Origin of the sequence: Halotalea alkalilenta, assembly GCF_001648175.1 — a bacterium.
In the GTDB taxonomy this organism is placed as follows: Bacteria; Pseudomonadota; Gammaproteobacteria; order Pseudomonadales; family Halomonadaceae; genus Halotalea; species Halotalea alkalilenta_A.
The window spans coordinates 940,693-954,134 of sequence record NZ_CP015243.1 but is presented as its reverse complement, the minus strand read 5'-3'; the positions used below and the strand labels follow the sequence as shown (position 1 = coordinate 954,134).

At 67.2% G+C, this 13,442-nt stretch carries 12 protein-coding genes; 10 read left to right on the top strand and 2 right to left on the bottom strand.

Translation table 11 applies throughout. The features are described 5' to 3' along the window. Positions 1 to 8: 8 nt before the first annotated feature. Genes A5892_RS04220 through A5892_RS04210 form a run of 3 tightly spaced genes read left to right on the top strand, consistent with a single transcriptional unit; the run spans position 9 to position 2,447 of the window. Positions 9 to 659: an amino acid ABC transporter permease gene (locus tag A5892_RS04220; protein ID WP_064121742.1), complete on the top strand. Its 651-nt coding sequence runs from the start codon at positions 9 to 11 to the stop codon at positions 657 to 659. Next, positions 652 to 1,374, top strand: coding sequence for an amino acid ABC transporter ATP-binding protein (locus tag A5892_RS04215; RefSeq protein ID WP_064121741.1), 723 nt, complete (start codon positions 652 to 654; stop codon positions 1,372 to 1,374). The genes A5892_RS04220 and A5892_RS04215 overlap by 8 nt, the downstream gene beginning before the upstream one ends. 38 nt (positions 1,375 to 1,412) lie before the next feature. Beyond that, entirely contained in the window at positions 1,413 to 2,447 is a 1,035-nt protein-coding gene (locus A5892_RS04210) for a trans-3-hydroxy-L-proline dehydratase (protein WP_064121740.1), read from the top strand. A 594-nt stretch (positions 2,448 to 3,041) separates the two neighbouring features. On the opposite strand, the gene A5892_RS04205 is transcribed toward A5892_RS04210, so the two are convergent. Next, complete coding sequence (locus A5892_RS04205) at positions 3,042 to 4,778, bottom strand: M14 family zinc carboxypeptidase (protein ID WP_064121739.1); 1,737 nt, start codon at positions 4,776 to 4,778, stop codon at positions 3,042 to 3,044. 244 nt (positions 4,779 to 5,022) lie between these two features. Here A5892_RS04205 and argH point away from each other — a divergent pair, with 244 nt between their 5' ends. From argH to mdtD, 7 genes are read left to right on the top strand one after another with little or no spacing between them, the layout of a single operon-like run. Then, positions 5,023 to 6,426, top strand: a complete 1,404-nt coding sequence (gene argH / locus A5892_RS04200) for an argininosuccinate lyase (protein ID WP_064121738.1) — start codon at positions 5,023 to 5,025, stop codon at positions 6,424 to 6,426. Further along, on the top strand, positions 6,423 to 6,941 hold the full coding sequence (gene lptM / locus A5892_RS20985; RefSeq protein WP_064121737.1) for an LPS translocon maturation chaperone LptM: 519 nt from the start codon (positions 6,423 to 6,425) through the stop codon (positions 6,939 to 6,941). Before argH ends, lptM begins: the two co-directional genes overlap by 4 nt. Beyond that, positions 6,938 to 8,209 (top strand): diaminopimelate decarboxylase, encoded by a 1,272-nt coding sequence (lysA, locus tag A5892_RS04190; RefSeq protein ID WP_064121736.1) that lies wholly within the window; start codon positions 6,938 to 6,940, stop codon positions 8,207 to 8,209. Before lptM ends, lysA begins: the two co-directional genes overlap by 4 nt. 27 nt (positions 8,210 to 8,236) lie before the next feature. Then, positions 8,237 to 9,082, top strand: a complete 846-nt coding sequence (gene dapF / locus A5892_RS04185; RefSeq protein WP_064121735.1) for a diaminopimelate epimerase — start codon at positions 8,237 to 8,239, stop codon at positions 9,080 to 9,082. Next, positions 9,079 to 9,774, top strand: coding sequence for a DUF484 family protein (locus tag A5892_RS04180; RefSeq protein ID WP_064121734.1), 696 nt, complete (start codon positions 9,079 to 9,081; stop codon positions 9,772 to 9,774). The genes dapF and A5892_RS04180 overlap by 4 nt, the downstream gene beginning before the upstream one ends. A gap of 13 nt (positions 9,775 to 9,787) precedes the next feature. Then, positions 9,788 to 10,720 (top strand): tyrosine recombinase XerC, encoded by a 933-nt coding sequence (locus A5892_RS04175; protein ID WP_064121733.1) that lies wholly within the window; start codon positions 9,788 to 9,790, stop codon positions 10,718 to 10,720. A gap of 22 nt (positions 10,721 to 10,742) precedes the next feature. Further along, positions 10,743 to 12,155 (top strand): multidrug transporter subunit MdtD, encoded by a 1,413-nt coding sequence (mdtD, locus tag A5892_RS04170; protein WP_064121732.1) that lies wholly within the window; start codon positions 10,743 to 10,745, stop codon positions 12,153 to 12,155. A gap of 54 nt (positions 12,156 to 12,209) precedes the next feature. On the opposite strand, the gene A5892_RS04165 is transcribed toward mdtD, so the two are convergent. Then, entirely contained in the window at positions 12,210 to 13,307 is a 1,098-nt protein-coding gene (locus A5892_RS04165) for a glycerol dehydrogenase (RefSeq protein ID WP_064121731.1), read from the bottom strand. Between the last annotated feature and the right edge of the window lie 135 nt (positions 13,308 to 13,442).

Below are 13,442 nucleotides of genomic sequence, written 5' to 3'. Positions count from 1 at the left end.
GAGGTCCCATGTTCTCGACCAGCCTGACCACCAACGACCTGCTGTTCATGCTCCAGGGCGCCTGGGTGACGCTCAAGCTGACCGCCGCCGCCATGCTGATCGGCACGCTGGCCGGCGTGGTCTTCGGCCTGCTGCGCGCGGCGATGCCCTACGCCACCCTGCCGCTGTCCTGGGCGCTGGACGTCTTCCGCAGCGTGCCGCTGCTGATCCAGTTCGTGCTGTTCAACTCGCTGAAGAGCCTGGTCGGGCTGAACTGGAGCGCCTTCACCGTCGGCTGCGTGGTGCTCGGGGTCTACGCCGCGGCCTTCTGCACCGAGATCGTCCGCGGCGGCGTGCTCGCGGTACCTCCCGCCCTGCGGCGGGCGAGCAGGTCGCTGGGGATGAGCTACTGGCAGGATTTGCGCTACATCGTGCTGCCAGTCGCGACCAGAGTCGCCTTCCCCGGCTGGCTGAACCTGGTGCTGTCGGTGATGAAGGACACGGCGCTGGTGATGTGGATCGGAATCATCGAGCTGCTGCGTGCCTCGCAGACCATCGTCACGCGGATCCAGGAGCCGCTGCTGGTGCTGTGCATCGCGGGGCTGATCTATTACCTCATGAGCCTGGTGGTCGCACGCCTGGGGGCGCGATTGGAAAGGAGATGGCAGGAACATGATTGAAATCGACCAGGTGCACAAATCCTTCGGCGATCTCGAGGTGATCAAGGGCGTCGACCTGACCGTCGCCAAAGGCGAGGTGGTGTCGATCATCGGCGGCTCCGGTTCGGGCAAATCGACGCTTTTGATGTGCATCAACGGGCTGGAGCCGATCCAACGGGGCAGCATCCGCGTCGACGGTATCGAGGTGCATGCCAAGGGAACCGACCTCAACCGGCTGCGGCGGAAGATCGGCATCGTGTTCCAGCAGTGGAATGCCTTTCCCCACCTTACCGTGCTGGAGAACGTGATGCTGGCGCCACGCAAGGTGCTCGGGCTGGGCCGCGCCGAAGCGGAGGAGATCGCCTTGAAGCAGCTCGCCCACGTGGGTCTGAGCGACAAGCTCAAGGTGTTTCCCTCCAAGCTCTCCGGCGGCCAGCAGCAGCGCATGGCGATCGCGCGGGCGCTGGCGATGTCGCCGGACTACATGCTGTTCGACGAAGCCACCTCGGCGCTCGACCCGCAGCTGGTCGGAGAAGTGCTCGACACCATCCGCCTGCTCGCCGAAGAGGGCATGACCATGCTGCTGGTCACCCATGAAATCCGCTTCGCCCGCGATGTCTCCGACCGGGTGGCGTTCTTCCGTAACGGCCTGGTGCATGAAATCGGCCCGCCCGCGCAAGTGATCAACGCACCGCAGCGCCCCGAGACCGCCGAATTCCTCAAATCGGTTCGCTAGGGCGCATCGATACGCCCTGGCACCACAGGAGCAACCAGATGCGTTCGAGCAAGATGGTGCATGTCGTCAGCTGCCACGCCGAGGGCGAGGTCGGCGACGTGATCGTCGGCGGTGTCATGCCGCCGCCGGGCGACACCCTGTGGGCGCAGTCGCGCTGGATCGCCCGCGACGACAGCCTGCGCAACTTCGTGCTCAACGAACCGCGCGGTGGCGTGTTCCGCCACGTCAACCTGCTGGTGCCGCCGAAGGATGCGCGCGCGCAAATGGGCTGGATCATCATGGAGCCAGCCGATACGCCCCCGATGTCGGGCTCCAACTCGCTGTGCGTGGCGACGGTGCTGCTCGACACCGGCATGATCGCGATGACCGAACCGCAGACTCGGCTGGTGCTGGAAGCGCCCGGAGGGCTGATCGAAGCGATCGCCGAATGCCGCGACGGCAAGGCGCAGCGCATCGAGATACGCAACGTGCCATCGTTCGCCGACCGGCTCGATGCCTGGATCGAGGTCGAAGGTATCGGCTCGCTCAAGGTCGATACCGCCTACGGCGGCGATAGCTTCGTGATCGCCGACGCCCAGCGACTGGGCTTCTCGCTCACCGCCGACGAAGCGGCCGAGCTGGTCGCCACCGGGCTCAGGATCACCCGAGCGGCAAACGAGCAGCTCGGCTTCACCCATCCACTCAATCCCGACTGGGCCCACATCTCCTTTTGCCAGATCGCAGCGCCGCTGGCTCACGAGCGCGGGGTGGCCTGCGCGACCAACGCGGTGGTCATCCGCCCCGGCAAGATCGACCGCTCCCCCTGCGGCACCGGCTGCTCGGCGCGTATGGCGGTACTGCACGCCAAGGGGCAGCTCGCGGAGGGCGAACGCTTCATCGGGCGTTCGATCATCGGCTCGACCTTCGACTGCCGCATCCAGGGCCGCACCGAGCTCGCCGGACGGATCGCGATCCTGCCATCGATCTCCGGCCGCGCCTGGATCACCGGCATCCACCAGCATCTGCTCGACCCGGCCGACCCCTGGCCCGAGGGCTATCGGCTCTCCGATACCTGGCCTTCGCACAGCGACTAAGCCCTCCCAGCCAAGTTCGCAGAGAGCGCCCGAGGACCCTTCGACTCGCGGTACTCGCTCAAGTCGCTCGGAAACATCAAAACCCGTTCGCAGTGAGCGCCCGAGGAACGAGGGCTGTCGAACCACAGCCTCACCGCCGCCGCACGATCCCTCGACTGGCGCCCCCAGTGCCAGGCCGGGACTCGACCTCGGCGCGTATCGGCGCCGCTCGGGACGAACGGGGAGAGGTATGCGCCGAAACATCAAAACCCGTTCGTGCCCCTCGATGCGCTTCGCTTACTCGGGATGCTCGGGTAGCCGGCGAGGAACGAGCCGAGTCGAACCACGGCCTCACCGCCGCCGCACGATCCCTCGACTGGCGCCCCCAGTGCCAAGCCGGGACTCGACCTCGGCGCGTATCGGCGCCGCTCGGGACGAACGGAGAGAGGTATGCGCCGAAACATCAAAATCCGTTCGTGCCCCTCGATGCGCTTCGCTTACTCGGGATGCTCGGATAGCCGGCGAGGAACGAGCCGAGTCGAACCACGGCCTCACCGGCGCCGCTCGGGACGAACGGCTTGTTGATCCGTTCGAGGTAAGCCTGATCGGACGAACTCAATCCAAGCCGTCGGCGGCGATGCCTTGGAAGGCGTCATAGGCCGCGAGCACGGTCTCCATCTGCGCGGTGTGGCCGGCGATGAACGCTTCGCCATAAATCGTTTCGTCCGGATACTCGGTGATCAGCGTGATCGGTGCGCTGTCGCGCTCGTCCAGCAAAACGAGGCAGGGGAAGCCGTTGATGAAGCGAAACTCCATCGTCTTGGCGTGGATCTGATAGCAGCGGATCTGCGCCTGATTGAACGCCAGCAGGCCGGGGACACGACCGAGCCTCGAGGTCACCTCGTCCAGCAGCTGCTCGACCGCCTGCTCCCAGTCCGGGTGATGACGCACGATCAGGAAGAAGCCCTTGGGCAACGTCCACGCCGCGAAGCCGCGCGGTACGTAGCCTGAGAGCGGCCGGGTCCATTCGTGCGAGGGATAGCCATGCAGGTTGACGTGGAGCTTGGCTGCGCTCAACCGCTCGGCCTCGATCCTGACCCGCTTTTCGCCGAGACGCTCCTCGCTCTCTCCGCGTAGGCGGTAGTCGAGATCATCGCCCAGTGCGGTGTAGCGCGCGGCATGGTGCATGTGCCGCGGGTTGTCGATGCTCAGCCGCTGGTGCAGCGCATAGCCGTCGGGATTCAACAGCGGTGCGACGGTAAAGTGCGCCCCACTGCGCTCGGCCAGCACATGCGCCGCGCGCAGGGCGCCGACGACCCCGGTGGTTTCGTTGGCATGCTGGCCGCCGCTGATCATCACCGGCACGTCGCCGCCCTCGATGTAGCGTGCCTCGACCAGCCTGCCGGCGCGGGAGAGTGCCTGGAACGCTACGCCGTCGAGCCGCCCGAGTTCGGCGCGCACCTGCGCCATGCTCAGCGGCCGTTCGGCGGTCTCCAGCCGCTGCTGCTCCGGGGTCGGGTCGCCCCTGAGCGACAGCGGCCGGGTCTCGATACAAAGCTCGACCGGGCCGTCGCTGGGCAGGATCTCCGGTACGATCTGGCCCGGCTTGAGCCCGCGATCGCCGAGCGGCCTCGCGGATTTGAGCTGGAACACCTCCAGCAGCGAGAAGTAGATGTCTTCGTGCAGCGCTTCGCGCAGGCTCAGCACCTCCTCGCCATGGGGCAGGCGCTGGTCGTCGATGGGCAGGCGCACGCGAACGTTCAACTCGTCGAAATAAGGCTCCTCGCTGCCCCAGTCATGCGTGACCACCGCGTGCATCGCCGAGGCGAACAGCCGTTCGTAGTCGGTCTCCAGGCGGTGGCCGGTGGGATCGCCATCGACACGCTCCCAGCCAGTCGGCGAGAGCACGGTTTCGGCAACGAAGTCGAGATGCAGGTGATTGGGCGCGAAGACCCGCTGGCGCTCCTTGCGTCCATCGAAGTAGCCGAGCTCGACGATGTAGTCGAGGCCATCGCCCTCGATTGCGGTGAAGCTCAGCTCGGCATCGCCGGTCAAGGCGGCGAGCGGATAGGCCTCGAGCAGGAATCGATTGGCGGGGGGCGCGACGACGGGATAGCCGACCTCGATCGAGCGAACGCCGCTCAAGTCGGCATCCTCGAGAAACCAATGCAGCAGCGGCTTGTAGGCGCTGCGGATGCGCGCTTTGACGCCGGCCTCGGCCAGCCTGCGCTCGGTTTCACGCCGGCTCTCGAGGTCGTCGAACGTCCAGGCCTCGAGCCGGGCTGCGCCAGCATGGCGGGAAACCAGCGCATCGAGCGTGCGCTCGAAGCGCTCTTCATGGATCAGGCTCATCGCGTCGTCACACCTTTCGGGCCGAGGTGCTGCGGGAACATCGCGGGAATGATGATCATGGTGATCGTGACCCCGCATCCTAAGCAGGATGGGCGGGCGAGGGAAGCCGCAGCGCGGGCGGATGGCGAGTCGAATGCCGCAGGGCGCGGCTGGAGGAGAGAGTCTGTTACACTCGGTCGAAACTCTCGAGACGCGGTCCCGGTCCATCAACGGGGCCTCTTTTCTGCCAGGAACGACGACACCGATGACGCAACACACCAACCAGTCCTGGGGCGGGCGCTTCAGTGAACCCACCGACGAATTCGTCGCCGCCTTCACCGCCTCGATCAGCTTCGATCAGCGCCTCTACCACCATGACATCCGCGGCTCCATCGCCCATGCCACCATGCTCGCCAAGGTCGGCGTACTGAGCGAACAGGAGCGGGCGACGATCGTCGAGGGGCTGGAGGAGATCGAAGCGCAGATCGAACGCGGCGAGGTCGAGTGGTCGGTGGCGCTCGAGGACATCCACATGAACGTCGAGGCGCGGCTCACCGATCGGATCGGCGCGGTGGGCAAGAAGCTGCATACGGGGCGCTCGCGCAACGACCAGATCGCCACCGACATCCGCCTCTACCTGCGCGATGAAATCGACTTCATCGATACCGAGCTCTCGCGCCTGCGCCACGGCATGATCGAGCTCGCCGCCAAGGAAGCCGACACCATCATGCCCGGCTTCACCCACTTGCAGGCGGCACAGCCGGTGAGCTTCGGCCACCACCTGCTGGCCTGGCAGGAGATGATTGCTCGCGACCAGGAGCGCCTCGCCGACTGCCGCAAGCGGGTCAACGTCCTGCCGCTGGGCGCCGCCGCCCTGGCCGGCACCACCTACCCGATCGATCGCCACTACGTCGCCGAGCTGCTCGGCTTCGAGCGCCCGAGCGAGAACTCGCTGGACTCGGTCAGCGATCGCGATTTCGCGATCGAGTTCACCGCTTTCGCCAGCATCCTGGCCATGCACCTGTCACGGATGAGCGAAGAGCTGGTGCTGTGGACCAGTTCGCAGTTCGACTTCATCGACCTGCCCGATCGCTTCTGCACCGGCTCCTCGATCATGCCACAGAAGAAAAATCCCGATGTGCCCGAACTGGTGCGCGGCAAGACAGGGCGCGTCTATGGTCACCTGACCAGCCTCCTGACCCTGATGAAATCGCAGCCGTTGGCCTACAACAAGGACAACCAGGAGGACAAGGAGCCGCTGTTCGACACCATCGACACGATCAAGGGCTGCCTGCGCGCCTTCGCCGACATGGTTCCGGCGATCGAGCCGAAGCGCGACAACATGCTCGAGGCGGCGCGACGCGGCTATTCGACCGCCACCGACCTGGCCGATTACCTGGTGCGCAAGGGCGTGGCCTTCCGCGATGCCCACGAGGTGGTCGGCAAGTCCGTCGCCTACGGCATCGAGCAGCGCAAGGATCTTTCCGAGCTGAGTCTCGAGACGCTCAGGCGCTTCTCCACCGTGATCGAAGCGGACGTGTTCGAGGTGCTGACGCTAGAGGGCTCGGTGGCGGCGCGCAACCATATCGGTGGCACCGCGCCGGATCAGGTCCGCGCCGCGGCCCAACGCGCCCGGGAGGCCCTCGCCGGCCGGGAGGCACGTCGATGATCATCTCCCGCGCGAGCCGTTTGACCTTGGCATCGCTGGTCCTGGTGCTGGCCGGCTGCGGCCAGACCGGCCCGCTCTACATGCCCGACGACCAGGAAGCACGCGAGCGGTATGACCCGGGCAATGCCTACGGCATCGACGAGCAGGGCCGGCCGATCGAAGAGTCGCAGCAAGAGCAGGAGCAGCCGCAGGAGCAGCCCGCGACCGGGCCGGAATCGAGCGAAGCTGCGCCGAGCCAGCCCGCCGAGCCGGCCCCGGCACCAGTGACGCCGCCCGCGGCCACGCCCGTCGCTCCGGCCATGCCGGAAACCCCGGCCACGCCAGAAGCCGCCCCGGCAGCGCCGGCGCCCGCTGCAAGCGCGCCCCAGCCGCAGCCCGAGCCGCCTCGTGTCCAGCAGACCCTGCCGGCCACTCAAGGCAGCGCGCCGCCCTCCGGCGCCGAGCGCTGGCGCAACGTGCCGTTCACCCCCTATCCAGCGGCCGGCGGGCAGACCGATCGCGGGGTGAGTCAATGACCCCGCACTTCCCTCGTCGTGACGGCGTGCTGCATGCCGAGGGCATTGCCCTCGGCGAGCTCGCCAGCCGCTTCGGCACGCCCTGCTACGTTTACTCGAGGGCCGCGTTCAGCGAGCACTTCCTGGCCTACGAGCAAGCGCTCGAGGGCTGCCCCCATCTGGTCTGCTACGCGCTCAAGGCCAATTCGAACCTGGCGGTGATCGATCTGCTCGCGCGCCTGGGCGCCGGCTTCGACATCGTCTCGCTCGGTGAGCTCGAGCGGGTGGTCGCCGCCGGCGGCGACCCCGCCAAGGTGGTGTTCTCAGGCGTTGCCAAACGGGACGACGAGATGGCCCGCGCCCTTGAACTCGGGATCAAGTGCTTCAACGTCGAATCGCTCCCCGAGCTCGAACGGCTGAACGCCTGCGCGGCACGGCTGGGCCTGCGCGCGCCGGTGTCGCTGCGCGTCAATCCCGACGTCGACGCCGGCACCCACCCGTACATCTCCACCGGGCTCAAGGACAACAAGTTCGGCATCGCGATCGGTGACGCGCCGGCGATCTACGCTCGCGCCCAGGCGCTCGATCACCTCGAGGTGGTCGGGGTCGACTGCCACATCGGCTCGCAGCTGACCGAGCTGGCACCGTTCATGGATGCCCTGGAGCGGCTGATCACCCTGGTCGAGCGGCTCGCCGCCGACGGCATCCGGCTCAGGCACCTCGACCTCGGCGGCGGCCTCGGCGTCGACTACAACGGCGAGACCCCGCCCAGCCCAGCGCACTACATCTGCGCGCTGCGCGAACGGCTGGCGCGCAGCGCGCTGACCCGCGAGCTCGAGCTGATCTTCGAGCCGGGTCGCTCGATCGCTGCCAACGCCGGCGTGCTGCTGACCCGGGTCGAGTTCCTGAAACCCGCCGAGACCAAGCATTTCGCGATCATCGACGCGGGCATGAACGACCTGATCCGCCCGGCGCTCTACCAGGCGTGGATGCGTATCGAGCGGGTCGATCAGCGTGACGACGGCGTGGCGCGCACGCGCGCGGCCTACGACATCGTCGGTCCGGTGTGCGAGTCGGGCGATTTTCTCGGCAAGCAGCGCGAACTCGAACTCGCCGCCGGCGACCTGCTCGCGGTCGGCTCGGCCGGCGCCTACGCTTTCACCATGGCGTCGAACTACAACACCCGGGCGCGTCCCGCCGAGGTGATGGTCGACGATGATCAGGCCTTCCTCGTGCGAGAACGCGAACCGCTGGCCCAGCTGTGGGCCGGTGAGCGGCGACTGCCCTGAGGCGCTGACAGACCGAGGCTTGAGAAGATGCTTCTACACTTCACCAAGATGCATGGACTGGGCAACGACTTCATGGTCGTCGATCTGGTGACCCAGCGCGCGCGCCTCGACAGCCACCAGGTGCGCGAGCTCGCCGACCGCCACTTCGGCATCGGCTTCGACCAGCTGCTGCTGGTCGAGCCGCCGCGCCACCCGGACATGGATTTCCGCTACCGGATCTTCAACGCCGACGGCGGCGAGGTCGAGAACTGCGGCAACGGCGCGCGCTGCTTCGCGCGCTTCGTCCTCGACCAGCGCCTGACCAGAAAGCGCGAGCTCAAGGTCGAGACCAGCGGCGGCCCGCTCACGCTCAAGGTGGGTAGCGACGACCGGATCACGGTCGAGATGGGCACGCCGGTGCTCGAAGCGTCGCAGGTACCGTTCGAGGCAAAACACGATGGGCCCAAGCACCAGCTGCGCCTCGACACCCCGATCGACGGCATCGAGCAGGTCGAGTTCGGCGTGGTCTCGATGGGCAATCCTCATGCGGTGCTGCTGGTCGACTCGGTGGCCACTGCGCCGGTCGCCACCCTCGGCCCGGTGCTCGAATCGCACCGCCGCTTTCCCAACCGGGTCAACGTCGGCTTCATGGAAGTGGTCGATCGGCGCCACATCCGCCTGCGGGTATTCGAGCGCGGCGTCGGCGAGACCCTGGCCTGCGGCACCGGCGCCTGCGCCGCAGTGGTCACGGGCATCCAGCAGGGCCTGCTCGACCAGCGCGTCGAGGTCGAGCTGCCCGGTGGACGACTGACGATCGAATGGCCAGGCGAAGGCCACCAAGTGGTGATGACCGGCCCGGCCGAAAAGGTCTTCGACGGCAGGCTCGAGCTATGAACGCACGCGAGATGAGCGATATCCTCGACCCCCAGCGGGTCGCCGAGTGGCTCGAGACCCACCCTGAGTTCTTCGTCGGCCGCGACGCGCTGCTCGAGCGCCTGAAGGTGCCCCACCCCGACGCCGGTCGCGGCGCGGTGTCGCTGCTCGAGCGCCAGACCCTGGTGATGCGCCGCAGGCTCGAGCAGGTCGAACGCCGGCTGCAGGGGTTGCTCGATACCGCGCGCGACACCGAGATCCAGTATCGCCAGCTGCGCGCACTGGTGCTGGCACTGCTCGAGAGTGAAGGCGACGACGCCGTGCTCCACGCCCTCGCCGACCAGCTCGGCGACCAGTTCGAGATCCCAGCGATGGCGGTGTGGCGTCCGATGCCGGAAGACGGCGAGCTGACCCCGCCGCAGCATGGGCTGGATAGCGCTACCGCAGCGCTGCTCGAGGCGCTGCTCGAAGGCCGCCACTGCCGCTGCGTGGCGCTCGATGCCGAGCAGTGGCGCCGGCTCCTGCCGACCCACCCGCTCGGCGTCGCGAACCAGGGCTCGGGGGTGATCACCCGCCTCTCGATCGGCCACCACAGTGGCTACCTGCTGCTCGCCACTCCCTCGCGGGAGCGCTTCAACCCGACGCTCGACACGCTGTTCGTCGACTATCTCGGCGAAGTGGTCGGCCGCCTGCTCCAGCAGTCGCGGCGCTGAAGATACCGAGGCCATGAGCGCAGACCCAGCCAACAGTGCGCTTCGCGCCGAGCTCGAGCGCTTCATCGCGCAGCTCTCCAGCCGTCAGCGCGCGGCGACCATCGATGCCTATCGCCGGGATCTCAGCGGCTTCGCCACCTTCGTCGAGCGCCAGGCGGGGCTCTCCGACCAGCACTGGCGCTGGTTCGACGTCGCCCTGGTGCGCCGCTATCTCGGCCACGAGCGCAGCCGAGGCCTCTCAGGCCGCACCCTGGCTAGGCGACAGGCCGCGCTGCGACGCTTCTGCGATGCGCTGATCGAGCGAGGGCTGATCCAGCGCAACCCAGCGCGGCTGCTCGATACCCCGGTGCCGACCCGCACGCTGCCGCGCCCGGTCGATGTCGATCTGATCCAGCACTTCCTCGACTGCCCCCACGATGGCTCCGTGCTTTCGATACGCGACCAGGCGATCCTCGAGCTCTTCTACTCCTCGGGCCTGCGGCTCTCCGAGCTGGTCGGGCTCGATCTCGGCGATCTCGATGAGCAGCGGGTGCGGGTGTGGGGCAAGGGCGGTAAACCGCGCCAGGTGCCGGTCGGCCGCCGCGCCCATCAGGCGCTCGCGGCCTGGCTCGAGGCCAGGCGCCAGCTCACAGGCCCTGCGCAGACTGCGCTGTTCGTCGGTCAGCGCGGCGATCGTCTCGGGCCCCGTGCGGTACAGCTGCGGCTTGCACGCCTGGCGGTCGAGCGTGGTCTGCCCGAGCGTCTGCATCCCCATCGCCTGCGCCACTCCTTCGCCAGCCATCTGCTCGAATCGAGCCATGACCTGCGCGCGGTGCAGGAGCTGCTCGGCCATGCCCACCTGAGCACCACCCAGATCTACACTCGGCTCGACTGGCAGCATCTCGCCGAAACCTACGACAAAGCCCACCCGCGCGCGCGGCGACGCACGCCACGCACGCAGGAGTGACCGCACCAAGGAGCCCGGTGGCATGGAGGTATCCCGCACGCTCGACCCGAACACCGCCCGGCTGCTGCCCTGGCTGATCGCGGTGGCGTTCTTCATGCAGTCGCTCGATGCCACCATCCTCAACGTCGCCCTGCCGGCGATGGCCCACGACCTCGGTCAGAACCCGCTGCGCATGCAGTCGGTGGTGATCGCCTACATCCTCACCGTGGCGGCACTGATCCCGACCTCCGGCTGGATCGCCGATCGCTTCGGCAGCCGCCGGGTATTCTGCATCGCAATTGCGCTTTTCACCCTCGGCTCGCTGTTCTGCGCACTGTCGGAGAGCCTGTCGGCGCTGATCGTCTCGCGGGTGATCCAGGGGTTCGGCGGCGCGCTGATGGTACCGGTCGGGCGGCTGACCATCCTGCGCGCCTTCCCACGCAGCGAGCTGGTACGCGTGATGAGCTTCGTCACCGTGCCGGCGCTGATCGGCCCGCTGGCGGGCCCCACGGTTGGCGGCTGGCTGGTGGAGTATCTCTCCTGGCACTGGATCTTCCTGATCAACCTGCCGATCGGCGTGATCGGCTGCATGCTGAGCGCGCGCTTGATGCCCGACTTTCGCCGCGAACGCCGCCAGCGCTTCGATGGCGCCGGCTTCGTGCTGTTCTCCGCCGCCACGCTCTCGCTTTCACTCGCGCTCGAAGGCCTTGGCGACATGCATCTCTCGGGGCCGAGGGTGGTGCTGCTACTGGTAGCGGGGCTCGGCTGCCTGGCCGCCTACTGGCTACGCGCGCTGCGCATCGACGAGCCGCTGTTCTCACCGACGCTGTTTCGCATCCGTACCTTCACCGTCGGCATCATCGGCAACCTCTTCGCCCGCCTCGGCAATGGCGCGCTGCCGTTTTTGATCCCGCTGCTGCTGCAGGTAGGCCTCGGCTTCTCGCCGTCGCGCGCGGGGCTGTCGATGATCCCGATGACGCTGGCGGCGATGCTCGCCAAGCCGCTGGTGCGACCGCTGCTCGACCGCGTCGGCTACCGCCGCACCCTGGTGGCCAACACGCTGCTGCTCGGCGCACTGATCATGAGCCTGGGCCTGCTCGGCCCCGCCACTCCCTACTGGCTGCTGCTGCTCCAGCTCTCGGCGCTGGGCCTGGTCAACTCGCTGCAGTTCACTGCGATGAACACCATCACCCTGATCGATCTCGAGGGCGACAATGCCGCCAGCGGCAACAGCCTGCTGGCGGTGGTGATGCAGCTCTCGATCGGTATGGGGGTCGCAAGCTCGGCGGCGCTGCTCGGCGGCTTCAGCGCTGGCGGCGAGGGCGATGCGCGCACGGTGCTCGACGCCTTCGCCGCGACATTCCTCGCGGTCGGCGCCATGGCGATGCTGGCGTCGATGATCTTCTTCCAGCTCCATCCCGGCGATGGCCGTACCCGGCCGAGGCGCCGACGCTGAGATTGAGCGGAGCCGGGCCAGCAAGGCCCGGCCGGCTGGAGCCGCGATCCGCGGCTACTGGACGGATTTGCTGAATGCGTCGACGGCGAGGATCGCGTTCGCCACGTCCTCCGCGCTCAGCCCGGGGTCGAGATTGCCCAGCGTATCCCCCTCACCGCATGCCAAGGCCCCGATGTTGACCAGGTTGTCCCAGGATTCATTTTCCAGATGCAGCTCCTCGAGGCTGGTCGGCATCCCGATCGAGCGGTAGAAACGCACGTAGCGCGCGATCTCCTCGTCCGCACGCTGCTCCAGCACCATCTGGGTCAAGGTGCCATAGGCCACCTTCTCACCATGGGTCAGGTGATGGATGTCGCCCTGCACCGCAGTGAAACCGTTGTGGATGGCGTGCGCCGCCGCAAGGCCCGCGTTTTCGAAGCCGAGCCCGGAAAGCAGCGTGTTGGCCTCGACCACCGCCTCTACCGCGGGAGTGACCAGTTTTCGCTCCACGGCCTTGAAGGCACTGAAGCCATAGGTCAGCAGAGTCCGCTCGCAGGCCTCGGCGATGGCCATGGCAGCGACGGTGGGATCACCACCGACCATCGATTTCGAATGGCTGCGCTCGACCGCCCGCGCCTCGACGAAGGTGGCCAGGCCATCGGCGATGCCAGAGGCGAACAATCGCGCCGGCGCCTGGGCACAGATGGCGGTATCGACCAGTACCAGGTCGGGATTCTTGTCGTAGAACCGATAGCTTTCGAACACGCCCTGATCGGTGTAGATCACCGATAGCGCGCTGCACGGGGCATCGGTGGATGCGACCGTCGGCACGATGGCGACGCTGTGCTCGAGCTCATCGGCGACCGCCTTCACCGTGTCCAGGGTCTTGCCGCCGCCGAGACCGACCACGATATCGGTGCCCTGCTGGCGGGCGATCGCCGCCAAGCGCTCGATCTCGCTGACCGACGCTTCGCCGTTGAAGCGCTCGAAATGAAAATCCAATCCCTCCAGTTCGAGCGACTTCCTCACCTCGGAGCCGACGATTTCCCAGACGACATCGTCGGCGACCAGGAACGCCTTCGCTCCCAGCACAGCCAGCTGGCTGCCCAGCTCAGCGATCACCCCACTGCCCTGCACGTACTTCCTTGGTGATGAGAATATGAATCTGCTCATGGCTCACCTCTTTGACTGCGCAAATACTCGAAACCGCCCGGGCGGCATGCCGTTTCTCCATCATTGCCTTCATCATTAACCACAGCATTTGTATGGTCAATGTGGATTCAGCCCGGACATCGATGGTTTGCCTTA

Coding starts and splice junctions, on each gene's coding strand:
- lysA (WP_064121736.1), top strand. CDS start 6,938: ATGACCCCGCACTTCCCTCGTCGTGACGGCGTGCTGCATGCCGAGGGC.
- A5892_RS04180 (WP_064121734.1), top strand. CDS start 9,079: ATGAACGCACGCGAGATGAGCGATATCCTCGACCCCCAGCGGGTCGCC.
- A5892_RS04175 (WP_064121733.1), top strand. CDS start 9,788: ATGAGCGCAGACCCAGCCAACAGTGCGCTTCGCGCCGAGCTCGAGCGC.
- dapF (WP_064121735.1), top strand. CDS start 8,237: ATGCTTCTACACTTCACCAAGATGCATGGACTGGGCAACGACTTCATG.
- A5892_RS04220 (WP_064121742.1), top strand. CDS start 9: ATGTTCTCGACCAGCCTGACCACCAACGACCTGCTGTTCATGCTCCAG.
- A5892_RS04165 (WP_064121731.1), bottom strand. CDS start 13,307: ATGAGCAGATTCATATTCTCATCACCAAGGAAGTACGTGCAGGGCAGT.
- A5892_RS04210 (WP_064121740.1), top strand. CDS start 1,413: ATGCGTTCGAGCAAGATGGTGCATGTCGTCAGCTGCCACGCCGAGGGC.
- A5892_RS04205 (WP_064121739.1), bottom strand. CDS start 4,778: ATGAGCCTGATCCATGAAGAGCGCTTCGAGCGCACGCTCGATGCGCTG.
- lptM (WP_064121737.1), top strand. CDS start 6,423: ATGATCATCTCCCGCGCGAGCCGTTTGACCTTGGCATCGCTGGTCCTG.
- argH (WP_064121738.1), top strand. CDS start 5,023: ATGACGCAACACACCAACCAGTCCTGGGGCGGGCGCTTCAGTGAACCC.
- mdtD (WP_064121732.1), top strand. CDS start 10,743: ATGGAGGTATCCCGCACGCTCGACCCGAACACCGCCCGGCTGCTGCCC.
- A5892_RS04215 (WP_064121741.1), top strand. CDS start 652: ATGATTGAAATCGACCAGGTGCACAAATCCTTCGGCGATCTCGAGGTG.